This window comes from Desulfonatronum zhilinae (assembly GCF_900182865.1).
Lineage (GTDB): Bacteria > Desulfobacterota > Desulfovibrionia > Desulfovibrionales > Desulfonatronaceae > Desulfonatronum > Desulfonatronum lacustre.
Genome location: NZ_FXUJ01000001.1, coordinates 222,258 through 246,702, shown reverse-complemented (window position 1 = coordinate 246,702; position 24,445 = coordinate 222,258). Strand labels below are relative to the sequence as shown.

The window sequence follows — 24,445 nt, the reverse complement described above, 5'->3', positions numbered from 1 at the left end:
TTTCCATGATACAGTTCCATAACCTGACGGAAGAGTGACGGAACGCTTACACCTATGCATCCGCGTCCGTTAACGTCGTCAGCCGTCCTTCCGGAATCGACGCGACCTCGGAAGGCGACGATTTCTTATCACCTCAACGCAAGGAGGGTTGGAAATGATGCGGAAATGGAAACTCATGGTCTTGGTTGCCGCGGTCATGGGACTGTGTCTGACGGATTGGGCCGTGCCCAGAGTCGGCTTGGCCGAATGCGCCGGCGTGACGGGCAGATCGTGCATTCGGATGGCGGGATCCAACGCCTTCCTGGGCAATACGGTCCAGGGAGTGGCGATCTACAATGTGGAAGACCCCGCGAATCCTCAAGAAATCGGCTGCGTGACGACGAGCGGCTGTATTCTGGACATGGATTTCCACGAAGGCTACGCCTACATCGTGGACGACCAGGAAGGCTTGTTGATCCTCGACGTCCGCAATCCGGAGCGATGCGTGTCCCTGGGCAATTATCAAAAGTACGGAGGCGAGATTCGATCCTTCACCGTCCACGGGCACTACGCCCTGGCCACGGTGACGGATCAGGGGTTGAAGATTTTCGACATTTCCACGCCGACGGACATCAAGGAAGTCGCGTCCCTGGATCAACCCTCGCAAATCCACGGGCTGCGCATCGTGGGCGAGCACGCCTATCTCTCCAACCTGAACGGCGGTCTGCACGTGCTCGACCTGCAAGACCCGGCCGATCCCCGACAGATCGCGTTCGTCGATGTTCCCGGACGTCCGCGGACCATGGGCGTTGCCGACAACCAAGTGTACATCACCACCTCGGAACGGAAAATGAACATCTTCGATATTTCCGAACCCGTCGCGCCGCGTATGACCGCCGCCGTCGAGATCGGAAATTCACCAGTGGCCGTGCTTTCCGGTGACAGGGTGGTGGTTGCCGACATCCAGAACGGCTTGGTGGTCAAGGACATCAGCAATCTGACCCAGATCGAGGAACTTGGCAGGATGGACCTGGGCGGCATCGCTTTGGGCGTCTGTATTCGCGACGACCATGTCTACCTGAGCATGGCGGAAACAAACGACATCAAAGTCGTGGATCTGCGGATGATTGTTGGCGAAAAGCGCGCCGGGAGTTAGATTTTAAAACATTGAACTGATCATCATCGCCAACTCTTTGGAACCACCTCATGCGAGCCGAAACGACCCCGCGCGGGAGGGGGAGGGAAGGCGATGCATATCTTGGCGGGGCGGGGGAAAAAATCCTCGCCCCATTTTTGTTGTCCATGCGGAGCGCATGGACAACAGTCCAACAGCCGCGCCCTGAGCGTGTCGGCATGCGCAGGGCACTCGTCACGAGACATTGACATCCATCAAGTAAACAATCCGTGACGGATTTGTCATTACGTTCTTCTCCCCCCACGGCAATGAGACGGATAATGAGCGAACCATGGGCGACAAGAATGCCGTCAAAGAATAAGCCGGTGGCAAAACAAAAAAAGCAGCGCGCCGGGAACGTGTTTCCCCTGGAAGTCGCCCCGCGCTACTCACCCATTGGCGATCAGGACCGAGTCATCGCCGTGGTGCGTGATATTTCTGAACGTAAGGCGGCTGAAAAGGAGCGTGAGGAACTGCAAGCCCAGTTGCTCCAGGCGCACAGGATGGAGTCCGTGGGCATCCTGGCCGGGGGCGTGGCTCACGAGTTCAACAACCTGCTCCATGCAATAAGCGGGAACATGGAATTGCTTTTACGGGACAAGCCCGCGGACCATCCTGATGCGCACCGACTCCGGGCCATGAGCAAGTCCCTGGACAGGGCCGGCCAACTGGTCCGGCAACTTCTGCTTTTCAGTCGCAAGGCTGAATCCCGCAGGATGCGCGTGGACTTGAACCAGGAAGTGGAATGTCTTGTTCGGATGTTGGAGCAAACCATTTCCCAAAACATTGTCCTTGACCTGCGCCTTTATCCTTTGGTTTGGCCTCTTTTTGCAGACCCTGTACAGATTGAACAGGTCTTGCTCAACCTGGCAAAAAACGCCGCGGACGCCATGCCGGAAGGCGGCAGGCTGACAATTGAAACCCGGAATGTACTGTTGGATGACGACTTTGTCAGGGCTCATCCCGGTTCGACCTCCGGACGTCACGTACTCCTGAGCGTCACGGACACGGGGTGCGGCATGGATGAAAAAACATGCGAACACATCTTCGAGCCCTTCTTTACCACGAAGGAGGTGGGCAAGGGTACCGGCCTGGGGTTGGCCACCGCCTACGGCATCGTCATGGCACACGGAGGATATATCCACTGCGCCAGTAAGCCGGATCAGGGCGCGACCTTCAGGATATACCTGCCTGCCAAGGAAATGGAAGACACCCCGATGGTGGAACCGCGGACGGAAACCTCGTGCCGGATCGGGAACGCCATCATACTCGTAGTGGACGACGACCAAGCAATCCGGGAGCTGACTCAGGAAGCTCTGGAAGGCTTCGGGTACTCCGTGCTCAGCGCCGCTACCGGCGAGGAAGCCCTGGAGATATTCAAGGCTGGAGGCAAGGCCATCGATCTGGTCCTGCTGGACCTGATCATGCCCGGCATGGGCGGATACAAATGTCTTCAGAAACTTTTACAACTCAATCCCCTGGTCAAGGTTGTCGTCGCAAGCGGCTATTCTCCCCAGGACCAGTCTAGAGAAACACTGAAATCAGGGGCCATGGGCCTTATCGGTAAACCGTACCAATTGAAGGAACTGGAATCCGCAGTACGGAAGGCTCTGGAGAAAAAACCGCCGTCCGCGACATCACCCGAGCGGTAACTGTGGAAAATCTGGCGCGGATTATCGATAAATGCCAAGATCCTGGTGCGCTGGTGCTCTTGAGGGTCTTGCAGGCGAACGCCCATTTTTTCCCTGTTTTTGTCAGTCAATCCGTTCTGAAGATGCACTAAACGCAACAATACGGGCATGGTCAGGAAGGCTGCCATGGTCTGGATAGTGATGATTTCGGCCATAAATTCGTGGTCCCCGCCCAATTGTCGGGCCAGGACATAGGCCGCAGGTCCGCACGGAAGGGAGGCAAAAATCACGATCACATACCTGCTTGTCGCATCCAATCCCATCATCCAGCCGCCCAGTGCTGCCAGGAGAGGAAGAAGAGCCAGTTTGACAGTGCTGGCCAGTCCGACTGTCCATACACTGCTCCGCATTCCTTGAAAAACCAAGCCCGCTCCCACGGACAGAAGACCGAGACAAAGCGAGGCCTGGCTCAGGATGACAATAAATTCCATCAGGCCAAATTCCAGGCGAAGATTGAGCAGATTGGCCGCAATGCCCAGCAGACATGCCAGTATCAGAGGGTTGCGAAGCAGGGCGCTGGACAGGCCGGACCACCCCCTGGACCCGTTTGACCCGTATCTGGAAACGATGCAGACACTGAACAGGTTGCTCAAAGGGATCATCACGGCAATAACCATTGCTGACAGGATGAGGCCTTGGTCTCCGAGGAGTACAAACGCGGCGGAAATGCCCACGTAGGTGTTCGGGCGCAGGGAGCCCTGGAACAGAGAGGAAAAAGCAGGCCCCGACAGGGGCAGCCAGGGCCGTAAAACAAGCATGAGCGCAGTCACAATGCCCATGCACAGTGCAATGATGAGGGCTATGGGCAGGACTTCAAGATCGGCGAAGGGTGCGCGATAGGTGTTGATGAAGAGCAATGCCGGAAAAAAGACGTAGTACGTGATCTTCTCCGCCGCTGGCCAGAAGGATACTCCGGGGAAGTCCAGTTTCTTGAATACCCATCCCAGGAATATGAGCAGGAAAATAGGCGTCAACGCTGTGATGACCTGAATCATGGTTGGCCAAAGGTAGCATTTTTAGATGATGTCATTGAGCATTTGAATTTTCATGTTCATCTGTCTGTGAGAGATTATCCTTTGCTCCCCCCATCCCTCGCAACCTCCCATCCAGACTGGAATACCGCTTCCCGGTCTTGTTGTTCCTGACGGCCCTGGCCAAGGCCTTCTTCGTACCCACAAGAATTACAAGGTGTCTACCCCGTGTAGATCAGGTTGCGCTGGATCATGGTGAATACGAGTTCACAAATTTCCAGGCCCCTGCCCCTTTGGCATGCACCTTGGCCACGGCATAGCCGGTCTCTTCGTTGGCGTAGGTGATACGTTCTATCTGGGCGAGCAGGGAGGACATGGCGGGAGTCTTCTGAAAATCTGAGATGTTGAATGCGTGAACATGAATGATTTCAACATGCTTGACAACTGATTAACCTTGGTTAATAGTCACCCCATGAAATTCGACGACTTCTTTAAGCGCGCATCCCAGGTCGCCGAGATCGGCAGCCAGAAAGACCTGGCCAACCTGCTGGGCATCGAGCCTCCGGCCATCACCCTGGCCAAAACCCGAGGCGTGCCCAAAAGCTGGGCCTTGACCCTGGCCAACATGTTCAACGTGAATCTGGAATGGCTGAAAACCGGAACCGGGCCGGTGTATCAATCCGACAGGGCCAAAACCACTCTCATCCCCAAGGTTTCCGCCAAAGCCTGCGCCGGGTCCGGATCTCTGGAAGTCCAGGACAACATTGTCGGCGAAATACCCTTTGCCCGCTCCTGGATCAGACAGAAAGGTCGCCCCGAAAGCATGGTGGTCATGGACGTGGTGGGCGACAGCATGTCTCCCGAGTTGGAGCCCGGCGACAGCGTGCTGATCGACCAGAGCCAGACGGAGATTCTGAGCAACAACCTCTACGTTCTGGGCCACCTGGATGTTTTGCAAATCAAAAGAGTCCAGGCCCGCCCCGGCCTGATCACCCTGTACAGCGCCAACCAACGCTACCAACCTGTGACGCTCCAGGGTGACGAAATCGAGACGTTGCGGATCATTGGCCGGGTGCTGTGGAGCAGCCGGAACTACGCCTGATATTTTTTTTATCCTGACCATTAACATTAGTAAATACAGGAGAAGCACCATGCAACAGCGGTATTGCGAATGCGGTCATCCGATAACCGTGGCATATGTGATCACAAACAAGGGCGTCCGGCACCTGTATCAACCCAGGGCCAAAATGATAAAGCTGATGCGCTGTCCTAATTGCGGCAGGCAGATTGACATCAACGACCTCAAATAGACGACGGGCAAAGGGGCGGTTCTTCCATGACTTTCAAAGTTGATCCGGTCGCCTGTCACACACGGCGAACCAAACTGGATGCAGAGGAAGCCGATGATGATAAGCCGGAGAAGCGCTACCTGTCCACCGTGTTGTTCGAGGGTGTTGGTTGAGTTCTTTTCGCTGAACAACAGAAAACAACCCGCATCCAGCGCCGGGAGATCGTTTTTTCGATCTTCCGGCGTTTTTTTTGTCGCCCGCCTCGGTCCATCCGGCGGGGTATGTTGACGCCGGGTGCGAGATTTCGGCCAAAATCATCCCAAAAAGGACATCCCAGGTTGTTTCATGCACGTTCTCTTTTTGTTACAAACCGTCCAGACTCTGAAAAGGATTACCAGCACCCAAAAACATTATGAACAAAGCCGAAACGCATTCGCGGTCGTTTGGCGACCGGCTCAAATACTTGCGCACGCTCAAAGGCATGACCCAGGCCGAATTGGCGGTCCGGGCCGGGTTGAGCGTGAAGCATGTCGGTCGGATCGAACGGGGTAAGGCTTCCCCTTCCTTTTCGTTGATTCAGGATTTTGCCCTAGCCCTGGACACTCCGCCACTAAACTTCTTCCTGCACTTCGAGCACGTTCCGACACATCAGGAATCTTCGGGCCTTTCACCGAAAGATGAACCCCGCATGCCGTCCGGCAACCGGATGTGTGCTCCTATCCGTTTGGCGACCTGGTTTTTGGGCGGGCCGAACCTGAAGCCGTTCTGGTCTGACTCCTTGTACGTCTTGCTTGGAGACGCGCCTTTTTCCATCAGACCAACGGCCAAGCGATTCCTGAAGCATGTCCGTCCCTCCCAGCAAGACGCCGCGGCCCGCTTTCTGGAAAAGGCGCTCCAAGGGGAAGCGGATTCCGGCATCTTGGTCGACATCGTGACCAAGCATGACCGGGAGAACAAGTTGATGCTCAATCCGGACATATTCCGGACCAGTCCGGAAGCCCCTTCGACAACGCAACTGATCATTCAGGACGTCACGTATTGCATGGCCTTGAATCATGCACTCACGCTTCGCCAGGACGAGTTGGAAACATATGTAGCTAAAAAAAATAAAGATATCTCCGAAGTAGCGCACAAGTTTAAGCTGGAAGCCGAGCAACGCAAACAAGCCGAAAAAGGCCTGCGCATCTTCGAGCAAATGGTGGACAGCTCCCACGACGCCCAGGCGTTTGTCGACGCCGACGGCGTGATCGTCGCGGTCAACAGGCAATATGAAGCCCTGATGGGGGTGTCGGCCGATGAAGTCGAGGGCAGGCAATGGACTGAGTTCCTGATCGACTATTGGGGCCGGGAGGACTTTGAGAGGGTTATGCGGCCCAGAGTCGAAAAAGCGCTTACCGGTGAAGAGCAGTGCTCCTTTCACGAGTGGCGAACCTACCGGGACGGCAGCCGCAAATACGTTCACGTTATTTACACCCCTTGCCGGAGGAACGGAGACGTCGCCGGCGTGGTGGTCACGATCCACGACCTGAGCTCTTTCATGGAGATCCATGAACGTCTCGAACAGCGCGAGCGTCTGCATCGTCAGGTCTTGGAAACGGCCAACGAAGGCATCGTCATGGTGGACGCGGAGCAGCGGATCACCTTCGCCAACAAGAATATTGAGACATTGTTTGGTTACACCTCCGAGGAGGTGCTGGATACCTTCGCACTTGCATATGTGCATCCGGAAGATTTGGATATTGCGCATGCCCAATCCACCAAAAACCGCGCCGGGAATGCTGTTCGTTACCTCATCCGCTTGATCCATAAAAATGGACGCGCAATTTGGACCTTCCATTCCGCCTCTCCACTCATCGACTCCAAGACGAAGTTCAACGGGACCCTGATCATGATGATGGACGTTACGGAATTGAAGCTCGCAAACGAGTCGCTTCAAAAACGTGACGAACTCTTGGAACTGGGGGCCGAAGCCACGGTGAGCCTGCTGCGGGAGGCGGATCAGGAACAGGTGATCTCCGACATTCTGGCAAGGCTGGGGCGGATCACCGATTCGGACCGGGTCTACATCTTCAGAAACCAGGAAGAAGCAGGGACCGGCCGGATGAGGACCAAGCAGATCTTCGAATGGATCAAGCCCGGCATATCCCCTCAGATCGACAACCCGGAACTCCAAAACGCCTCATATGACGAAGTTTTTCCTCGTTGGCTCAGGGAAATGAAAACCGGAAGGTGTATCAAGGGGTTGGTCCGAAGTTTCCCGGAAATGGAGCGAGCTCTTCTCGAGTCCCAGGAAATCCAAAGTCTGCTTGCGGTCCCAATTCGCGTTGACGGCTTTTTCTGGGGATTTCTCGGCTTCGACGCCGTGCGCCGCCCCCGGACCTGGGTCCCCGCGGAAGAAAACGCTCTGCGCATCATTGCCACGGCCATCGGCGCGGCGATCATGCGCAACGCATCTGAAGCGACCATCGCCAGTCAGTATTCTCTGCTGGAGGGGTTGTTTGAGAACATTCCCCTGGGAATCGTCGTCTGGGATCGGGCGGGCAACCTCCTGAAGAGCAACAACGGATTTCACGAAATGACAGGGTACCCACCCGGCAGCATTCGCACGCTTGAGGACTGGTTTCACCTGGCCTATCCGGACGAAAAACGGCGAAAAGAGGCCCTGGAATACTGGAAACAGTCGCCACTGGAAGCCGCCAAGACAATCCGGGACTATCCGGTGACCTGCGCGAACGGCGTAGCCAAACATGTCGAATTTCGAGTAAATCGCCTCGCTGACGGCTGTTCCATCATAACCATGACCGACGTCACCCAGCGCAAGCTGGCCGAGCAGGTCTTGCGGGAAGGCCACAAAGAATTCAAGACGCTTGCTGAAAAATGCCCTATCTCCATCATCCGTTTTGATCACCAGGGCCGCATAACCTTTGTCAATGATTGGCACATGAAGGTGTTTGCCCAGGAAAAACTGGGGAAAAGCTTTTATATAGGGAAACTCATCCATGAATTGCCGGGATTGGTGAAGGCTGGAGTCGGCGAAGAAGTGGCCAGAATCCTCAGGGGAGAAAGCATCGAACTCAAAGAAGTTCTTTTTCCGGAATTCATGGGAGGACATTCCGGTTGGGCAAGTATTCGCGGAGAGCCCATCATCACGGAAGGCAAGGTGGCGGGAGGCGTGTTGATCCGGGAGGACGTCACCCAGCGCAAGCAGACCGAGCAGGCTCTGGAAGAAAACCGTGAGGAATTGAAAACGCTCCTGGCGGATAAGGACAAATTTCTCTCCATCATCGCCCATGACCTGCGTTCCCCCATGTCCGGGCTCTTGGGATTGGCCAGGATGGTGGTCGAGGAAGATGGTGGTCTGTCCCCGAAAGAGCTGTGGAAGATCGCGAAAATCATGGGTAAGACCGTGGGCGATCTTTTCGCGTTGTTGGAGAATTTACTGGACTGGTCGCGGATGCAGCGCGGGTTGACGGCATTCGAGCCGGTCCCGTGCGTAGTGCGCGAAGTGATCGCCAACAACATGGGGCTTCTTCGTCCGGCGGCCATCCAAAAGCAGGTCGCCATGAATAACATGGTGGCCTCGGAATTGGTCGTTTTCGCGGACCGGGCCATGCTCAACACGGTGATCCGCAACCTGCTCTCCAACGCCCTCAAGTTCACGGTGCGCGGGGGAAAGGTGGACGTCGTCGCGGAGGAAATGAATCAAGAGTCCACCGTCGTTGTTCAAGATTCCGGTGTGGGCATGGATCAGGAAACCTTGAACAACATCTTCGCTTTAGCCCGAAAAACGAGCAGCCCGGGAACGGAGGGAGAAACCGGCAGCGGCCTGGGACTGATCCTGTGCAAGGAATTCGTGGAGCGACATGGCGGTCGAATTTGGGCGAAAAGCGCTCCAGGCCTTGGCTCGATCTTTTTCTTCACACTCCCGCGAAGTTGAGCGGCTTCATTTTTTCAAACCAGATCCACAAAGCCCATTGACATTTTCTTGCTTCTTGCATAAACACCGTTTCCTTCAGGGCGGGATGGGCGGATAGCTCAGCTGGGAGAGCATCGGCCTTACAAGCCGAGGGTCACAGGTTCGATCCCTGTTCCGCCCACCACACAATATGCGGGGCCGTAGTTAAGCTGGTTATAACGCCGGCCTGTCACGTCGGAGGGCGCGGGTTCAAGTCCCGTCGGCCCCGCCAGAATTCAAAGCCCGAACGGGCTTGCGCTAAAGGCCGGGAGTTTTCTCCCGGCCTTTTTTGTTGGCGCGCCTCCTCATCCGCTCTTTTCATTCCCCGAAACATATTTTTTCGCTCTCCGAGCGGTTTTGCCCCTTGTGCCTTTGCTTGTTTTCAAGTAGCCGGAGATCAGGAGTGCGAAGATCGGGAGCCACGCCTGATCTTCCCGGTCCGAGGTTTCCGATCAATAGCCGGACCCGGGCCGAATAAACGGCTGCTCCTGAGGTTTGAGGCTTGGCGGAGAGGACAACATTGAAAAGCGGCCCGCTGTCGGGCGACCGGTCTTGCTTGCTTGCACGCGGTCTAACGTAAACTGGAGATTCTCGCATGGACAACAAACTGTACGTCGGCAACCTTTCCTATTCGACCACCGAAGACGATCTGCACGCTCTGTTCTCGGATGCAGGCTCGGTACAATCCGTCGCCGTCATCAAGGACCGCGACTCTGGACGCTCCAAAGGCTTCGGCTTTGTGGAAATGAGTTCCGACGAGGACGCCCAGAAGGCCATTGATCTGTTTCATGGCACTGATTATCAAGGACGCCCCCTGACGGTGAACGTGGCTCGCCCTCGGGAAGATCGTCCCCGGTTTGACGGTGGTGGCGGCGGCAAAGGCCGACGCTCCGGTGGTGGGGGCGGCAGGCAGCGCGACTGGTAGAACCCGACCTTTTTCTTCAATCAAAAAAACCGCCCAGGCCGTATCCCTGCCTGGGCGGTTTTTTTTGTAACTACTCAGCACAAAAGTAATTCTGTTGCCGGGGTCGGAATCGGAATCGAAATCGGGATCGAAAACGCCGGGATGCGTTCTAAATTCTTCCTGTTTCGATTCCGACTCCGATAGCGTAGCGCCGACCCCGACACCAATTGCCGGTGCAAGATCGGACACAAAATGTACTGAGTAGTTACGTTTTTTTGTCTTCGGTCGGCTCCCGCGATGTTCAGTCCAGAGGATACCCTCTGGGCGTGAGCAGCCTCGCGCCCAGGGCGCGGGTCTGGCTGTTGCCGATGAAGAGGATGCTCAACATGTCCACCCGGTCCACGGGGAGCGTGGCCAGGGTCCACACCGAAACCTCCTGACCCGGACGGAAGGCGTTGCGGACCAAGCCAACAGGGGTTTCGGGGACCAGATGTTCAGCCGCGACCTCCAGAGCCTTGGCCAGTTGCCAGTCCCGGCCCCTGGAGCGGGGATTGTACAGAACCAACACGAAATCGGCCTGACTGGCGTGATCGATGCGTCGTAAAATGCGCTCCCAGGGGGTGAGCAGGTCGCTTAAGCTGATCACCGCGAAATCGTGCATCAGGGGCGCGCCCAGCAGAGCCGCGGCAGCGGCCAGGGCCGGAATGCCGGGGACGATCTCGAAATCCACATGATCCAATGCCCCGCGCTGCTCCAGGATTTCCAGGCACGGCCCGGCCATGCCGTAGATCCCGGCGTCTCCGCTGCTGACCAGAGCCGTATCCACCCCTTCCATCGCCATATCCACGGCCTGGTTACAGCGCTCCACCTCCCGGCGCATGCCCGAGGCCAGAACCTGTTTTCCGGCCAGGAGTTCCCTGGGGATCAGATCAATATACACGCCGTAGCCCAGGATGGCTTGAGACCGCTCCAGAATGTCCCGAGCCTGGGGCGTCAGCAGCTCCGGACTCCCCGGCCCCAGACCGACAACGGAAAGACGACCAGGGGAGAGAACCGGCGCGGAGGGTGAATGGTTGGCATTGGGCAAATGAGTCATGATCGTGCTCGGTTGGTCTGTTCGTTTGCGCTCAATCGCATAAACCGGTCGGGGCGCGGCGCAGGGCCACGGCCAATGTCAACGCAACGCCCTTGGTCTTGGCCACCAGCAGCGTGTCGGCGCGAGCCAGGAGCAAGGCCGCGGCCTCGCAGACGCTCCTGGTGCCGACCAGCCGGGCCGCGGTCTCGGATGGATTCGGCGTCCGGACGGCTTGGAGTTGTTCCGGGAAAAAAAACGTCACGTCCGCGCCCAGGGCCGCGGCGGCCGAACGCAGCCCCGGTTCCACGGATCTGGCCTGGACCGTGCCCAGCGCGGCCAGGCTGGGCAGGGCCAGTTCGTTTTTGTCGAACACCTCGCGGACAAAGGCGGTAATCGACGCCTCACTCACGCCCCGGTGGCAGCCCAGCCCGGCCATCAGGCAGCGCGGGTGCAGACCGAGAACCGCCGGTTCACCAAGCGGTTCGCCGATCGATTCACCAAAATGTCGAGCGGGCGGGCGCTTCCAGGACACCCAGATCCCGGGCCGGTCGTCCCGCCACGCCTCGACGTCCGGGACCCGCTCGAACAGCGCCCCGTGGCCCATCTCACATAATCGCGTCCAAAGGCAGTCTTCCGTATCCAGCACCTGGACGATCTCCCCGTCCAGCAAGGCCGCGGCGAGAGCGGCGAAGCGCTCCGGACGGTCCGCGACAAGCCCCAGTTCCCGGGCCAGGATATCCAAAGCCGGCAGCCCGGCCGTGTCCGTGGCCGTGGTGATCACGGCTTGGCCCCCGGAGATTCGGGCCACTTCCCGGGCCAAGTCGTTAGCCCCGCCCAGGTGTCCGCCCACCAGGCTGACGGCGTGGCGTCCGTCCTGATCCAGGACCACCACTCCCGGGTCCGATGTCTTGTTCCGTAACAGCGGGCCGACGCACCGGACCACGATGCCGGAGGCCGCGACGCAGACGTGGCGGCGAAAGCGGAAGAAGTGTTCGGAAAAGGCCGATGTAAAGCGGTGGAACGTCCGTTCGCCGGAATCGGTGGCGTATTTTTCGGGAACGAACAGAATCGCGTCCAGCCCGACGGCGATCCGCCGGGCCAGGTCGCAACCGCGAGAGGTCAGGGCCCAGACCGCGGTGGAAGACGAATCAACAACGCCCTGGGCATCCGCGAAAAGGGAACCGTTAGAAATGGACGGTTCGGCAGGCATCCAGGGTCCGCTCAAAGTCCTCGTCGGTATGCGCGAAGGAGGTGAAGGCGCACTCGAAGCCCGAGGGCGCCAGGGCCACTCCGGCGTCGCGCATCTGGCGGAAAAAGGAGGCATAGGTCGCGGAGTCGGACTTGGACGCCGTGGCAAAATCCGTGACCGGGTCCGTAGCGAAGAACAAGGTGAACATCGAGGCCATGCAGTTGAGCTGCACGGTTACGCCGCGCTCTTCCAGGACGCTTTTCAGTTCCGAGGCCAGGGCCTTGGTTCGGATGGTCAAGTCCATGTAGTCGGCCTTGGCCAATTCCTTGAGGGTCGCCACCCCGGCGGCCATGGCCACCGGGTTTCCGGACAGGGTCCCGGCCTGGTACACGTCACCGCACGGCGCGATGCGGGACATGATCTCCCGCCGTCCGCCGTACGCGCCCACCGGAAACCCGCCACCGATGATCTTGCCCAGGCAGGTCAGGTCCGGAATCACGCCGAAGACGTTCTGAGCCCCGCCGTAGGCCAAACGAAAGCCGGTGATCACCTCGTCGAAAATCAGCAGCGCCCCGTGCCGGTCGGTCAGCACGCGCAAGGTGGGTAAGAATCCGGGCTGGGGCAAAACCATGCCCATGTTCCCGGCCACGGGTTCGACGATCACCGCGGCGATTTCGTCCCCGTGTTCCCGGAACAGCGCTTCCACGGCGTCCAGGTCATTATATGGGGCCAGCAGGGTGTCCGCGACCACGGCCTCGGGAACGCCGGGCGTGCCGGGGATGGACAGGGTGGCCACCCCGGAGCCGGCGCTGGCCAGGAAGGCGTCGCTGTGGCCGTGATAGCACCCCACGAACTTGACCACCTTGTTGCGCCCGGTGAAGCCGCGAGCCAGACGCAGGGCGCTCATGGTCGCCTCGGTTCCGGAATTGACCATCCGGACCATGTCCACTCCGGGCAAGGCAGCCGTGAGCAGCTCGGCCAGTTCCACCTCCGCCGGGCAGGGCGCGCCGAAGCTGGCGCCCTGATCCACGGCCTTGTGCACGGCCTCCACCACGGCGGGATGGGAATGCCCGAGAAGCATCGGGCCCCAGGACATGACGTAGTCGATGAGTTCGCGGCCTTCCACGGTCCACATCTTCGAGCCTTGGGCCTTGGCGATGAACAGAGGGTCGCTCTGAACGCTCAGACAGGCCCGCACCGGACTGTTCACCCCGCCCGGAATCAGCTCCTGGGCCTTGGCGAACAAGGTTTTCGAATCAGACATGATTCTCCTCGCGATACGCTATAGGTTCGTATTTAAATGGAAAAGACGGCAATGACATTGTTTCATGAAAATGCCGTCGGATTGGCTTGGCCTTGGATCAGAATCGAAATCGGTATCGAAATCGAAATCGCCGTCATTCAATGGCGAACTTGCATTTTTTCGATTTCGATACCGATTTCGATTTCGACTCAGAACACACCCCGAGCGGCGGCTAGAAATAAGCCATGGACGTCTTTTTCAATTCCTTGCGGCTGAAAAGAATGTCGTACTGGGGCACCTGGGCGATCCGGGCCAACTGCTCCACCACGTCCAGGCAGTCCTCGCGGCTGCGGGCATGGACCATGGTGTAGAGGTTGTAAGGCCAGGCGTAGCAGTTCACTCGCTGATAGCAGTGGGAGATTTCCGGACGATTGGCCATGATCGCTCCGACCTCGTTCAGGTCCCGCTCCTGTTCCACGAACCAGGCGACCATGGCGTTGGCCCCGTATCCGGCCTGCTGGTGGCGCAGGGTCGCTCCGAAGCGACGCACCACGCCCCGGTCTTTCAGACGGCGCAGCAGATCCAAAACCGCCTCCTCGGTCAGGCCGGTCCGTTCGGCGATTTCCAGGTAGGGCCGCTCCGTGTCCGGGATGTCGGCCTGAAGAAGACGCAAGGCCGCCTGTTCGGCCTCGGTGTGTTCGTGAGAATTCGTTGACGTGCTCATTGGACTCCGCTCCATTGCCGGTCGGCTGATATTTCGCCCGGTCATGCACGAAAGCGTTCCACCGGGATGTTCCCGGCACCCCAAAAAAACCGGGACGTTTTTGTCGCCCTTTTAGATGTTTCCGGCTCTGATCGCAACACCGAAAAGCTTCCTCATGCAGTGGTTCCCGCCGGGCTGGAACGTTTCCAACAGAACACCAGAAATCGCCATAAAAAAAGCCCTCCAGGCAAGGAGGGCTTTTTTCGGCCGATTCTAATGACGCCGCAAGAATGGCTTTAGTCCTTACCGGGCTTGACCCCTTTCTTGGTCCAAAGCTGCATTTCCTGCATTTTCTTGCGTCGAGCCTTGGAAAGAGCTTTCGCGATCAACGGGGTGCCCTTCTTATAGCCGTATTTTGCACGATATTCCTCGGTGGTCAGGCCATGAGAAGCAAGGTGCTTTTTCGTCAAAACCTTGAAGGTCTTGCCGCACTCCAGACAGGTGACGGACTTTTCCTTGATCGCCTTTTTCGGATCAATATTCAATTCAGGGGCGGCTTCCGCTCCCGCGTCTCCCACGACTCCGCCTTCCGCAACAGCTCGCAGACTGGTCGCGATTTTGGTGACCATGGACATCATTTCTTCTTCGGTCATGGGCCGAACTCCAGCCTGAGCCTTTACGATCTCCAACGCTTGCTTGATGAATTCATCCATTGTGAATCTCCTTTCAAAAAATATGAATGACGAACGAACAAATGCACTCATAACAAAAAGGCCGCTTAAGTCAAGCATTGAGATTCATATTGCATTGACGACATCCATAAAAAACATCTCGACAACCTTCCTGACAATTGTGTTTTCCAATAAACCACGCTTTTCATCTCCAATTCTCCGACCCGCTTCTTCATTTCAATCAAATGAGAACTCCACGGAACATGGTCACTTCAATCAACTCCAGCAGGGCTGTTTTTTTAGTGAGAACACATCCCACGGCATGGATGATATGGGAATACGCCATCATCGTGCCGGATCTCGCTTCGCTTCCGAAGGACATTGGATGACTCCCAAAACAGCGGGCAGTTCGACGGGAAGCGATGAAAGCATTTTCTCCTCGCGATCTCCCCGCGATGCTTGCCAGCGAACAAGACTCCGAGGTACAGCCGACAAGAGCGCGTGGCCGGAGCGCGGGAAACTTTTATGACAGCGCACTGAGGAGGAGAGCATGTACGTGGTTACGGGAGGCGCGGGATTCATCGGCAGCGCCCTGGTTTGGAAACTGAATCAACAGGGCGTCACGGACGTGCTGATCGTGGACGATCTGGGCCGGGGCGAAAAATGGAAAAACCTGGTCAACCTGCGGTACGCCGACTATCTGCACAAGGCCGCGTTTCTCCAGCTCCTGGAACAAGGCAAGCTCGGACCGGAGGTCAAGGCGATCCTGCACATGGGCGCCTGCTCGTCCACCACGGAGACGGACGCCGAGTACCTGATGGAGAACAATTACCGGTACACGCAAATCCTGGCCCGGTTTTGCCTGCGACACGACATCCGCTTCATCTATGCCAGCAGCGCCGCGACCTACGGGGACGGTTCCCGGGGCTTCGACGACGATCCCGCGGCCATGGAAGGGCTGAAGCCTCTGAACATGTACGGCTATTCCAAGCAGCTTTTTGATCTCTGGGCGCTGCGCACGGGCGTTGCCGACCGGATGGTCGGCCTGAAGTTCTTCAATGTTTTCGGACCCAACGAGTACCACAAAGCCGACATGATGAGCGTGGTCTGCAAGGCCTTTCACCAGATCGGAGAGTCCGGGCTGCTGCGCCTGTTCAGATCTCACCGTCCGGATTACGCCGACGGCGAGCAGCGCCGGGACTTCGTCTACATCAAGGACTGCGTCGACGTGGTCTGGTGGCTGCTGGAAAACCGAGCCGTGAACGGAATCTTCAACCTGGGACGCGGAGAGGCCAAGTCCTGGAACGAGCTGGCCCGGGCGGTCTTCGCGGCCATGGATCGGCCCGTGGACATCGAATACATCGACATGCCGGAGGCCATCCGGGAGAAATATCAATACTACACCAAGGCCGGGATGGAGCGGCTGCGCTCCCTGGGCTGTCCCGCCGCTTTCAGCTCCCTGGAAGACGGAGTGGCCGACTACGTGCGCACCTACCTGATGGCCGAAGATCCCTACCTGGCTTGAGCTCCGCGGTCCGACTCCGCCGCTCCATTTCAATTCATCATCTCAACTTATTTCGAGGGCCGCCATGACCACGACGCAAACAAACGACGGCTTCACTCCCCAAGCCCCTCCCCGCACCGTACCCGAAACCCTGGACCGCGGAGTCTCGTTGTTCGGCGACCGCCCGCTCCTCGGCCTGGTGGAGGGAGACCCCATCACCTATGCCGAATTCCGAACCAAGATCAGGGAACATGCCGAAACCCTGACCCACCTTGGAGTGGGCCATGGGGACAGGGTAGCCATTTTCAGTGAAAACCGGCCGGAATGGCCCATGGTCTATTTCGCCGCCAGCTCCCTGGGAGCCGTGCTGGTCCCGATTCTCCCGGACTTTCACCCGTCCTCGGTCCTGCACATTCTCCGACACAGCGGGGCCAAGGTGCTGATGGCCTCGCAACGCTGCCTGGCGAAACTGGAAGACCTGAACCAGCAGCACCTGACCGTGATCGTCCTGGACGACTTCCGGATTTTGCCTCCGGAATCCTGGGCCGGTCGGGTCAAGGACGTGATCCGCTCCAGCCTCAAGGACCGGGAACGCCTGCAATCCCTGGCCCGGCACGTGACCGGCCACGGCACTCCGGCGACCCCCAAGGAGGACGACCTGGCCTCCATCGTCTACACCTCCGGGACCACGGGGCGGGCCAAAGGGGTGATGCTCACCCACCGCAACGTGGTTTCCGACGCCTGGATGACCCGGGAGTTGGTGGACCTGGGGCCGCGGGACCGGATGCTCTCCATCCTGCCCCTGGCCCACACCATGGAGTTCACCCTGGGTCTGCTGCTGCCCATGATGCACGGGACCCAGGTCCGGTACCTCGGCGGGGTCCCCTCGCCGCAAATGCTGATGGACGCCATGGCCAAGATCCGCCCCACGTTCATGCTCAGCGTCCCGCTGGTGATTGAAAAGATCTTCAAGCGCCGCATTCAGCCCAAACTCACCGGCAGCGCCGTGGGCCGGACCCTGTATCGCTTCAACCTGAGCCGAGGTCTGCTGCACAAGCTCGCCGGGAAAAAGATGTACCAGTCATTTGGCGGCAGCCTGCGCGGCTACTGTATCGGGGGAGCCCCCCTGTCCGTGGAAGCGGAGACCTTTTTACGCGAAGCCGGTTTTCCCTATGCCATGGGTTACGGGTTGACCGAGGCATCGCCCCTGGTGGCCGGGACCGGCGCGGCGAGCGTCCGTCGGCGTTCCTCGGGTCGCGCTCTGAACGGCGTCGAGATCCGCATCGCCGTGCAGCAGGAGAGCGATTCGCCGCCCCGAGGACGGGCCGATGGCGAGGTTGTCGGAGAAATCCAGGTCCGCGGTCCCAATGTCATGCAAGGGTATTACCAGGAGCCGGAGTTGACCGCCGAAGTTTTCACAGAGGACGGCTGGCTGCGCACCGGGGACCTGGGCACGCTGGACAAGGACGGCTATCTGTTCATCCGCGGCCGCCTGAAGAACCTGATTCTCGGCCCCAGCGGGGAGAACATCTACCCTGAGGAGATCGAGAACGTCCTGAACGAACAGGATTACGTCCTGGAATCCCTGGCCTTTGACCTGAACGGCAAGGTCGCGGCCCGGGTCTTCCTGGACTATGACCGGCTGGACGAAGAGGTTTCCTGGCGGAAGATGAACGAATTCGAGGCCCGCAAGTACGTCACCGACCTGCTGGAAACCATCAGGACCCGCACCAACGCCGGACTGGCCTCCTTTGCCCGGGTCAGCAAGATGATCGAGCAGACCGAGGCCTTTGAAAAAACCCCGACCCACAAAATCAAGCGCTATCTCTACACCAGCGCCTCGCCGCCGTTCTGACGAACCGCCATGCACGAACGACCGGACACCGAACTCGCGGCCCTGATCCGTTCCCTTCTGGAAAAGGGCATGGACCTGGACGGAGCGGCCCTGACCACCATTTCCCAGGTTCTGGGAGGCGCTGAGGCGGAGGAACTCGCCGCCCGCTTGACCGACCCGGACGACGCCGAAGCCTGGTCCATGCGCGACCTGGTGCTGTTTCCAGACCAGTCCTTGGGCTTGGCCGTGGAAGGCTGGCTGCTGGAACGAAAACAACACGACGACAACGCTGTCATGCCGGACCAGGCTACCGTGGCCGCTCTGCTAGCCCATGCCGGGTTGCGTTTACGCCTTCCAGATCGAACTGAAATGTGGCTGACCCTGGCCCAGGACGAAGCCTGCCTGCTGGCAAGCCGTCTGCGCCTGGGCAAACGCCTGCCCGAATCGGTTCGCGATCTTCTCACCGCTCCCGTTTCCACGAATCGAGAACTTGCGGCGGCCCTGAGCCTGGCCTGCAAACAGTCCCGACTGCTCTGGACCCCGAGCCAGGAGACCTTTATCCTGACCTTGCTGCACGGTTGCCTCCCCGGTTCGGATCAAGAACCAGGTCCCAAGCCCGACCCAAACGTACCCAAGCCGAAAACGCCGCTACGCCGCCCTCTGGACGTGATCCGGTGGGCCCTGGCCTTTCTGGAGTATTCCGGAGATGATATTCCCACGGCCCTGGCCAAGCGCCGCGAGACCTTGCTGCGCTACCTGGACCAGGCCGAGGAAATGGACCGGGTCCGGCAAGCGCACAATTTCGAAACGCGGCGGATGCTGGGCATCGTCGAACAGCACTTCGATCCGGAGGCCATCCGGGACGAACTGGAGCTGATCGAACTCATCAGGAGAACCGCGAATGCCTACGCCCCGATCCACCAGATCATGCGCCGCAACCTGGGCGACGTGCAAACCGTGGAGCAGGCGGCGGACTTACTGGAGTGATACAATTTCGTTTCAATAATTCTCTTTCGGTGTCGCTATCGGGATCGGAATCGGGATCGGAATCGGGATTGGAATCGGGATCGAATTCTGGTTGTTGGCGCACAAACATCATCGACCCCGATCCCGACTCCGACGCCGAAAACTACATTTTCTCAAGCAAATAATGCATGACGGAGGAGACGTTCATGTCCCAAGAAACCCCGCAACGCAATTTGGCCCTGGACCTGGCGAGGGTGACCGAGGCCGCGGCCCTGGCCTCTTCCCGCTGGCTGGGCAAAGGCGACAAGGAGCGCGGCGATTATGCCGCGGTGGAGGCCATGCGCCTGAGCTTCAGCGCCATCGACATCGACGGCGTGGTGGTCATCGGCGAGGGCGAAAAGGATGAAGCCCCGATGCTCTACAACGGAGAGAAGCTCGGCACGGGCAACGGGCCGGAAGTGGACGTGGCCGTGGACCCGGTGGAAGGCACGCGCCTGCTGGCCTACGGCCGACCCAACGCCATCGCCGTGGTCGCCCTGGCCCCGCGTGGAACGCTCTACGACCCCGGGCCAGCCTTCTACATGAAAAAGATGGCCGTGCCCCACGAGGCCAAATACCAGGTGGACATCAAGGCCCCGGTGGCCGAGAACCTGCGCCGGGTGGCCAAGGCCCTGGGCAAGTCCGTGGATGACCTGTCGGTCTTTATCCTGGACAAGCCCCGGCACGTGGAGTTGATCAAGGAAATCCGCGAAGCCGGAGCCCGCATCCAGCTGCACACGGACGGCGACGTGGCCGGGGCCCTGATGGCCACGACCCCGGGCGGCGAGGTGGACATGATGATCGGTACCGGCGGGACCCCGGAAGGCGTGCTGGCCGCAGTGGCCATCCGGATCATGGGCGGGGAGATGCAGTGCATGCTGGACCCGCAGTCCGACGACGAGCGCCGGGCCGTGGAGGAGAACGGATACAACGTGAACCGGGTCCTGACCGTGGACGATCTGGTCCGTAGCGACGACGTCTTTTTCGCGGCCACCGGCATTTCCGGGGGAACGTTTCTCAAGGGCGTCGAATTCACCGGCAAGGGCGCGGTGACCCACTCCATGGTCATGCGCGGCAGAACCGGAACCTTCCGCCGGATCGAGGCCCAGCATTCCTTCTCCAAACTGATGCGCATCAGCTCCATCGAATACAACAAAACCGACTCGCACTAGGAGACCGCCAATGCCGAGCACGCCCCCCATCATTCTCACCCCGTCCCTGCTCTCGTCGGACTTCAGCCGCATCGGCGAGGAGCTGGCCGCCCTGGAGCAGGCCGGGCTGCAGTGGGTGCACTGGGACGTCATGGACGGGGCCTTCGTGCCCAACATCACCTTCGGCCCGCCGGTGATCAAGGCCTGCCGCAAAAGTTGCGGGCTGTTCTTCGACGTCCACCTGATGATCGAACAGCCGGACCGCTATTTGGCAGAGTTCGTGGACGCCGGGGCGAACCTGCTCTGCGTCCACGCCGAAGCCTGCGTGCACCTGGAGCGGACCGTTTCCGAAATCACGCGCCTGGGCGCCAAGGCCGGAGTGGCCCTGAACCCGCACACCCCGCTGGACATGGTGGAATATCTGCTGCCTCAGTTGGACATGGTCCTGATCATGACCGTGAATCCCGGCTTCGGCGGCCAGAAGTTCATCCCCTTCACCAGGCAAAAAATCCAGCGTCTCCGGGCCATGATCCAGGAGGCCGGGGCTGAGACCTTCATCCAGGTGGACGGCGGCGTGAGCCCGGAAAACATCCGCGAGCTGGCCGATTTGGGCGCCAACGTCTTCGTCTCCGGCTCAGCTTTTTTCGGCTTCCCGCCCTATGCAGACCGCCTGGAAACCTTCATGCGGGCCGTGAAGAGAGAATAGCGACCTTGCAAATGGACGAACAGAAGACGACAAATTTGCTCAAGATCGAAATCGAAATCGCTATCGAAATCGATAAAAACAGGTATGTCGCGAGAATGGCGGAAAGAACGATTTCGATTCCGATCTCGATTTCGACTCAGGGCATGCCCGGACTGTTTGCGCCTTGCTGAATGGGAATCATTCGGGCAACCGCCATGAACGTGCATCTTATCATCCAATTGGCCCGCTTCGGGGATATCATCCAGACCAAACGGCTGATTCGCGGCCTGCTGGCCGACCCCGGCAACCAGGTCCATTTGGCCGTGGACGCCGGGCTGGTTGAACTGGCCGAGATGATCTATCCGGACGTGATGGTCCACGGCCTGCCGGTCCATGACCCGCATTCGGAACCCGCGACCCTGATCCGCTCCTGCGCCGATATCTTCTCCGCCTGGAAGGCCGCGGACGTGGTCCGGGTCTACAACCTGAACCATTCAGGCTTCAACCATGTCCTGGCCGGATTGTTCGCGCCGGAGCAGGTCGTGGGCTATCGGTGGCATCAGGGCCAGGCGCTGCGAGGTGCGTGGCCGGAAACGGTCTTCCGGCTCAGTGCGCACCGAACGGCCAATCCCCTGAATCTGATGGACTATTGGGGTTTTTTTCTTGACCCTTCCCAATCCCCGGCCCTGATCAACCCTCCGGCAACGCCCAAGGGCGGAGGGCTGGGCGTGGTCCTGGCCGGACGCCATGCCCGGCGGACCCTGCCGGTTCCCATCCTGGCCAGGGTAATCCAGGCCGCGGCGGCCCGGATCGACGGCTGGATTCATCTGCTGGGAACGACTGCGGAGCGCGAACCGGCCAGAGCGTTGCGGCCCCTGCTCCCGGCCACGATCCAGGCCAGGTTGAACGACCTCACCGGGCGCACCGGCTGGACCGGTCTGCGCGACGTGGTCCAAGGGCTGGACCTGCTGCTCACCCCGGACACCGGGACCATGCACCTGGCCGCGCACCTGGGCACCCCGGTCACGGCCTTTTTCCTTTCCTCGGCCTGGGCCTTCGAGACCGGACCCTATGGCGAAGGCCATCAGGTTTGGCAATCCGTGGAACCCTGCGCTCCCTGCCTGGAAGCCGCGCCTTGTCCCCGGTCCGCGGCCTGCGCCCAGGCCTTCGCGGACAAGGCCGTCCTGGCCCGATTGGCCCGATCGGCCCCGTCCGCTGGACCGGAGCGGACCAACCATCCCGCTCCGCCGGAATCCCTCTGCCTGCTGCGCACCGGACTGGACGACTTCGGTCTGGAGTTCCATCCCGTGGCCGGGGAGCTGCCGGATCAGGAAGCCCGATCGGCCCGACGCGAACTGCTGCGCTCCCACCGGCTGCGGATCGGCCCGCGCCGGGTCCGCCTGGAGCAGGCCGCGGCCGAGACCCTGTACCATGAACCCGACTGGATGATCGACACGCCATGACCACCACGCCCTTGCGAATTCTCACGGTCCTGCCCCTGTACGGCGGGTCCCTGCCCATCGGCCGCTACTGCGTCCGGGCCCTGCGCGCCCTGGGCCATACGGTGGAGTGCTTCGAGGCTCCGGAATTTCACGGCGCATTCCGGGCCCTCAAGGAACAGCGCATTGCCGCGGATCGGCTGGTGGCCCTGGAAAACGGCTTCCTCCAACTCGTGGCCCAGACCGTCCTGGCCAAGGTGGAACATTTCGAGCCGGACCTGGTCCTGGCCCTGGCCCAGGCTCCGTTAAGCCGCCAGGCCCTGCAACGCCTGCGCCGGGACAAGGTGCCCACGGCCATGTGGTTCGTGGAGGATTATCAGGTCTTTCCCTACTGGAAAGCCTTCGCCCGGCTCTACGACGCCTTCGCGGTGATCCAGAAGGAGCCGTTTTTCGGCCTGCTGGAAGAGCTGGACCAGCGCAACGCCCTCTACCTGCCCCTGGCCGCGGACCCGGACTTTCACCGCCCCCTGGAGATCACCCGGGAGCTGTCCGCCGTGGACCAGCGCCGCTACGGATCGGACCTCTCCTTCCTTGGAGCGGGGTATCCCAACCGCCTGGTCGCCTTCCGCCAATTCCTGTCCCTGGACTTCAAGATCTGGGGCAACGACTGGCCCACTCACGGCCCCCTGACTCCGCTGCTGCAACGCCCCGGGGAACGGATCACCCCGGAGGAGGCGGTCAAGATCTTCAACGCCGCCAAGATCAACCTGAACCTGCACTCCAGCGTCAAGGCCGATCCCCTGGTTCCCGGCGGCGACTTCGTCAACCCCCGGACCTTCGAACTGGCCTCCTGCCAAGCGTTCCAACTGGTGGACCGCCGCGGCCTGCTGGCCGAACTGTTCACGGACCGGGAGCTGGCCGTGTTCGAGAACATGGACGATCTGCGCGACGCCATCCACCACTACCTGGCCCACCCCGAAGAGCGCCTGGCCATGAGCCGCCTGGCCCGGGAACGGGTGTTGCGCGAGCACACCTACCAGCACCGCATGGCGACCCTGCTGGCATTCCTCCAGGACCGCCTCGGCCTGGGCGCGGCACGGACCAAAACAGACTCCGGCGCTCCCGAACCAACCCCCGACGCCTCCCCCCTGGCCGCCCTCTCCCCGGATCTGCGCGCCCAGGTGGACGCCCTGCTTCGCGACCTGGACCTGCGCCCCACCGTCCGCTTCGAAGACCTGATCTGGACCATCCGTCAACGCCAAGGTACCCTCAGCGAACTGGAAACCGCCCTGCTGTTTCTGGACGAATGGCGCAAGCAGTATGGCGGGGGAAGGCGGTAAGACGCTCTGCCCCCTGCCTTTCACCGTCAAAGGCCGAGCTGAATTCAAACGCATTCCGTTGACATACGGCACACATGGTTTAATCTCGATCCATGAGCAGATTTGACTGGAGCGAGGAAAAAAACGTGTTTCTCGAACAAACACGAGGCATAAGCTTCGAGGATGTCGTGGTCAGCATTGAGAACGGTCAGGTACTGGACGTCATCCGGCATCCTAACCGGGATCGCTATCCTCGCCAGAACATCATCATTTTGAACATGGACGGTTATGTCTGGCTGGTTCCGTACATCAAACAGAGTGGCGTCAGGTTTCTGAAAACCGTCATCCCCAGTCGCAAAGCAACAAAGGAGTATCTGTCATGACCGATACGATGCAGTTTGATGCGGAGGAAGAACAGATTCTTCGAGATTTTGAACGTGGAGAATTCCAGAGAATTCCCAATCTGGAAGCAGAGAAAGAGGAACTGGAAGCCTCAGCGCGCAGAACCCTCCAGAAAGATAAACGGATTAATATCCGAATATCTTCTCGCGACCTGGAACGTTTACGGATGCGAGCCGCGCGTGAAGGCATTCCCTACCAGACCTACATCTCAGGGGCATTGCACAAGCTCGTTTCCGGAAGACTGAAGGAAGTAGGGTAAAAC

Annotated in this window: 22 protein-coding genes, 2 tRNA genes and 1 pseudogene; 17 read left to right on the top strand and 8 right to left on the bottom strand. The window is 59.5% G+C overall.

The window, feature by feature from the left end:
* The first annotated feature begins 154 nt into the window (after positions 1 to 154).
* Complete coding sequence (locus AC559A_RS01145) at positions 155 to 1,135, top strand: LVIVD repeat-containing protein (RefSeq protein WP_498815687.1); 981 nt, start codon at positions 155 to 157, stop codon at positions 1,133 to 1,135.
* Positions 1,136 to 1,479: 344 nt separating this feature from the next.
* Entirely contained in the window at positions 1,480 to 2,805 is a 1,326-nt protein-coding gene (locus AC559A_RS01140; protein ID WP_498815686.1) for an ATP-binding protein, read from the top strand.
* Positions 2,806 to 2,942: 137 nt separating this feature from the next.
* Here the strand turns inward: AC559A_RS01140 and AC559A_RS01135 are convergent.
* Together AC559A_RS01135 and AC559A_RS01130 are read right to left on the bottom strand one after the other, a co-directional pair.
* Positions 2,943 to 3,446: pseudogene (locus AC559A_RS01135) on the bottom strand (AEC family transporter); the annotation flags it as partial.
* A 619-nt stretch (positions 3,447 to 4,065) separates the two neighbouring features.
* Positions 4,066 to 4,191 (bottom strand): YrrC family ATP-dependent DNA helicase, encoded by a 126-nt coding sequence (locus AC559A_RS01130; RefSeq protein WP_498815684.1) that lies wholly within the window; start codon positions 4,189 to 4,191, stop codon positions 4,066 to 4,068.
* A 96-nt stretch (positions 4,192 to 4,287) separates the two neighbouring features.
* On the opposite strand from AC559A_RS01130, the gene AC559A_RS01125 reads away from it, so the two are divergent.
* From AC559A_RS01125 to rbp, 6 genes are all read left to right on the top strand, one after another.
* Positions 4,288 to 4,917, top strand: a complete 630-nt coding sequence (locus AC559A_RS01125) for a LexA family transcriptional regulator (RefSeq protein WP_498815683.1) — start codon at positions 4,288 to 4,290, stop codon at positions 4,915 to 4,917.
* A gap of 234 nt (positions 4,918 to 5,151) precedes the next feature.
* The gene (locus AC559A_RS01120) at positions 5,152 to 5,277 is read left to right on the top strand and encodes a hypothetical protein (RefSeq protein WP_498815682.1); all 126 of its coding nucleotides are present in this window, start codon (positions 5,152 to 5,154) and stop codon (positions 5,275 to 5,277) included.
* Between the two features lie 239 nt (positions 5,278 to 5,516).
* On the top strand, positions 5,517 to 9,041 hold the full coding sequence (locus AC559A_RS01115; protein ID WP_498815680.1) for a PAS domain S-box protein: 3,525 nt from the start codon (positions 5,517 to 5,519) through the stop codon (positions 9,039 to 9,041).
* A gap of 87 nt (positions 9,042 to 9,128) precedes the next feature.
* A tRNA-Val gene (locus AC559A_RS01110) sits at positions 9,129 to 9,204 on the top strand.
* Between the two features lie 10 nt (positions 9,205 to 9,214).
* Positions 9,215 to 9,291 (top strand) — tRNA-Asp (locus tag AC559A_RS01105).
* Between the two features lie 363 nt (positions 9,292 to 9,654).
* The gene (gene rbp / locus AC559A_RS01100) at positions 9,655 to 9,984 is read left to right on the top strand and encodes an RNA-binding regulator (protein WP_028573037.1); all 330 of its coding nucleotides are present in this window, start codon (positions 9,655 to 9,657) and stop codon (positions 9,982 to 9,984) included.
* 280 nt (positions 9,985 to 10,264) lie between these two features.
* On the opposite strand, the gene cobJ is transcribed toward rbp, so the two are convergent.
* The 6 genes from cobJ to AC559A_RS01070 all read right to left on the bottom strand — a co-directional run bounded on the left by cobJ (position 10,265) and on the right by AC559A_RS01070 (position 15,226).
* The gene (gene cobJ, locus AC559A_RS01095; RefSeq protein ID WP_498815678.1) at positions 10,265 to 11,059 is read right to left on the bottom strand and encodes a precorrin-3B C(17)-methyltransferase; all 795 of its coding nucleotides are present in this window, start codon (positions 11,057 to 11,059) and stop codon (positions 10,265 to 10,267) included.
* 31 nt (positions 11,060 to 11,090) lie between these two features.
* Positions 11,091 to 12,248, bottom strand: coding sequence for a cobalt-precorrin 5A hydrolase (locus AC559A_RS01090; RefSeq protein ID WP_498815676.1), 1,158 nt, complete (start codon positions 12,246 to 12,248; stop codon positions 11,091 to 11,093).
* The gene (gene hemL, locus AC559A_RS01085; RefSeq protein ID WP_498815674.1) at positions 12,223 to 13,491 is read right to left on the bottom strand and encodes a glutamate-1-semialdehyde 2,1-aminomutase; all 1,269 of its coding nucleotides are present in this window, start codon (positions 13,489 to 13,491) and stop codon (positions 12,223 to 12,225) included. The genes AC559A_RS01090 and hemL overlap by 26 nt, the downstream gene beginning before the upstream one ends.
* A gap of 211 nt (positions 13,492 to 13,702) precedes the next feature.
* Positions 13,703 to 14,194 (bottom strand): siroheme decarboxylase subunit beta, encoded by a 492-nt coding sequence (gene ahbB, locus AC559A_RS01080; RefSeq protein ID WP_028573033.1) that lies wholly within the window; start codon positions 14,192 to 14,194, stop codon positions 13,703 to 13,705.
* A gap of 275 nt (positions 14,195 to 14,469) precedes the next feature.
* Positions 14,470 to 14,886: a Ros/MucR family transcriptional regulator gene (locus AC559A_RS01075; RefSeq protein WP_028573032.1), complete on the bottom strand. Its 417-nt coding sequence runs from the start codon at positions 14,884 to 14,886 to the stop codon at positions 14,470 to 14,472.
* A gap of 199 nt (positions 14,887 to 15,085) precedes the next feature.
* Positions 15,086 to 15,226, bottom strand: coding sequence for a hypothetical protein (locus AC559A_RS01070; protein ID WP_156932982.1), 141 nt, complete (start codon positions 15,224 to 15,226; stop codon positions 15,086 to 15,088).
* A gap of 168 nt (positions 15,227 to 15,394) precedes the next feature.
* Between AC559A_RS01070 and rfaD the strand changes: the two genes are divergently transcribed.
* The 9 genes from rfaD (at position 15,395) to AC559A_RS01025 (ending at position 24,442) form a co-directional block, all read left to right on the top strand.
* A complete protein-coding gene (gene rfaD, locus AC559A_RS01065; protein WP_028573031.1) occupies positions 15,395 to 16,369 on the top strand; it encodes an ADP-glyceromanno-heptose 6-epimerase in 975 nt (324 codons plus the stop codon).
* Between the two features lie 64 nt (positions 16,370 to 16,433).
* Positions 16,434 to 18,203 carry an AMP-binding protein gene (locus AC559A_RS01060; RefSeq protein ID WP_498815672.1) on the top strand — a complete coding sequence of 590 codons (1,770 nt, stop codon included), beginning with the start codon at positions 16,434 to 16,436 and terminating at the stop codon, positions 18,201 to 18,203.
* 9 nt (positions 18,204 to 18,212) lie between these two features.
* Positions 18,213 to 19,169 (top strand): hypothetical protein, encoded by a 957-nt coding sequence (locus AC559A_RS01055; protein ID WP_498815670.1) that lies wholly within the window; start codon positions 18,213 to 18,215, stop codon positions 19,167 to 19,169.
* Positions 19,170 to 19,354: 185 nt separating this feature from the next.
* Positions 19,355 to 20,359, top strand: a complete 1,005-nt coding sequence (gene glpX, locus AC559A_RS01050; RefSeq protein WP_498815668.1) for a class II fructose-bisphosphatase — start codon at positions 19,355 to 19,357, stop codon at positions 20,357 to 20,359.
* A 10-nt stretch (positions 20,360 to 20,369) separates the two neighbouring features.
* Positions 20,370 to 21,044 carry a ribulose-phosphate 3-epimerase gene (gene rpe, locus AC559A_RS01045; protein WP_028573027.1) on the top strand — a complete coding sequence of 225 codons (675 nt, stop codon included), beginning with the start codon at positions 20,370 to 20,372 and terminating at the stop codon, positions 21,042 to 21,044.
* A gap of 194 nt (positions 21,045 to 21,238) precedes the next feature.
* Entirely contained in the window at positions 21,239 to 22,486 is a 1,248-nt protein-coding gene (locus AC559A_RS01040; protein ID WP_498815666.1) for a glycosyltransferase family 9 protein, read from the top strand.
* The gene (locus AC559A_RS01035; protein WP_498815664.1) at positions 22,483 to 23,802 is read left to right on the top strand and encodes a CgeB family protein; all 1,320 of its coding nucleotides are present in this window, start codon (positions 22,483 to 22,485) and stop codon (positions 23,800 to 23,802) included. Before AC559A_RS01040 ends, AC559A_RS01035 begins: the two co-directional genes overlap by 4 nt.
* A 125-nt stretch (positions 23,803 to 23,927) precedes the next feature.
* On the top strand, positions 23,928 to 24,164 hold the full coding sequence (locus AC559A_RS01030; RefSeq protein WP_245590072.1) for a BrnT family toxin: 237 nt from the start codon (positions 23,928 to 23,930) through the stop codon (positions 24,162 to 24,164).
* Positions 24,161 to 24,442: a CopG family antitoxin gene (locus tag AC559A_RS01025; RefSeq protein WP_028573024.1), complete on the top strand. Its 282-nt coding sequence runs from the start codon at positions 24,161 to 24,163 to the stop codon at positions 24,440 to 24,442. The genes AC559A_RS01030 and AC559A_RS01025 overlap by 4 nt, the downstream gene beginning before the upstream one ends.
* The last annotated feature ends 3 nt before the right edge of the window (positions 24,443 to 24,445 follow it).

What these genes read in the sequence shown, in the direction of transcription:
- AC559A_RS01145 (WP_498815687.1), top strand. Translation starts at nt 155, where the DNA reads ATGATGCGGAAATGGAAACTCATGGTCTTGGTTGCCGCGGTCATGGGA.
- AC559A_RS01130 (WP_498815684.1), bottom strand. Translation starts at nt 4,191, where the DNA reads ATGTCCTCCCTGCTCGCCCAGATAGAACGTATCACCTACGCCAACGAA.
- AC559A_RS01125 (WP_498815683.1), top strand. Translation starts at nt 4,288, where the DNA reads ATGAAATTCGACGACTTCTTTAAGCGCGCATCCCAGGTCGCCGAGATC.
- AC559A_RS01120 (WP_498815682.1), top strand. Translation starts at nt 5,152, where the DNA reads ATGACTTTCAAAGTTGATCCGGTCGCCTGTCACACACGGCGAACCAAA.
- AC559A_RS01115 (WP_498815680.1), top strand. Translation starts at nt 5,517, where the DNA reads ATGAACAAAGCCGAAACGCATTCGCGGTCGTTTGGCGACCGGCTCAAA.
- rbp (WP_028573037.1), top strand. Translation starts at nt 9,655, where the DNA reads ATGGACAACAAACTGTACGTCGGCAACCTTTCCTATTCGACCACCGAA.
- cobJ (WP_498815678.1), bottom strand. Translation starts at nt 11,059, where the DNA reads ATGACTCATTTGCCCAATGCCAACCATTCACCCTCCGCGCCGGTTCTC.
- AC559A_RS01090 (WP_498815676.1), bottom strand. Translation starts at nt 12,248, where the DNA reads ATGCCTGCCGAACCGTCCATTTCTAACGGTTCCCTTTTCGCGGATGCC.
- hemL (WP_498815674.1), bottom strand. Translation starts at nt 13,491, where the DNA reads ATGTCTGATTCGAAAACCTTGTTCGCCAAGGCCCAGGAGCTGATTCCG.
- ahbB (WP_028573033.1), bottom strand. Translation starts at nt 14,194, where the DNA reads ATGAGCACGTCAACGAATTCTCACGAACACACCGAGGCCGAACAGGCG.
- AC559A_RS01075 (WP_028573032.1), bottom strand. Translation starts at nt 14,886, where the DNA reads ATGGATGAATTCATCAAGCAAGCGTTGGAGATCGTAAAGGCTCAGGCT.
- AC559A_RS01070 (WP_156932982.1), bottom strand. Translation starts at nt 15,226, where the DNA reads ATGTCCTTCGGAAGCGAAGCGAGATCCGGCACGATGATGGCGTATTCC.
- rfaD (WP_028573031.1), top strand. Translation starts at nt 15,395, where the DNA reads ATGTACGTGGTTACGGGAGGCGCGGGATTCATCGGCAGCGCCCTGGTT.
- AC559A_RS01060 (WP_498815672.1), top strand. Translation starts at nt 16,434, where the DNA reads ATGACCACGACGCAAACAAACGACGGCTTCACTCCCCAAGCCCCTCCC.
- AC559A_RS01055 (WP_498815670.1), top strand. Translation starts at nt 18,213, where the DNA reads ATGCACGAACGACCGGACACCGAACTCGCGGCCCTGATCCGTTCCCTT.
- glpX (WP_498815668.1), top strand. Translation starts at nt 19,355, where the DNA reads ATGTCCCAAGAAACCCCGCAACGCAATTTGGCCCTGGACCTGGCGAGG.
- rpe (WP_028573027.1), top strand. Translation starts at nt 20,370, where the DNA reads ATGCCGAGCACGCCCCCCATCATTCTCACCCCGTCCCTGCTCTCGTCG.
- AC559A_RS01040 (WP_498815666.1), top strand. Translation starts at nt 21,239, where the DNA reads ATGAACGTGCATCTTATCATCCAATTGGCCCGCTTCGGGGATATCATC.
- AC559A_RS01035 (WP_498815664.1), top strand. Translation starts at nt 22,483, where the DNA reads ATGACCACCACGCCCTTGCGAATTCTCACGGTCCTGCCCCTGTACGGC.
- AC559A_RS01025 (WP_028573024.1), top strand. Translation starts at nt 24,161, where the DNA reads ATGACCGATACGATGCAGTTTGATGCGGAGGAAGAACAGATTCTTCGA.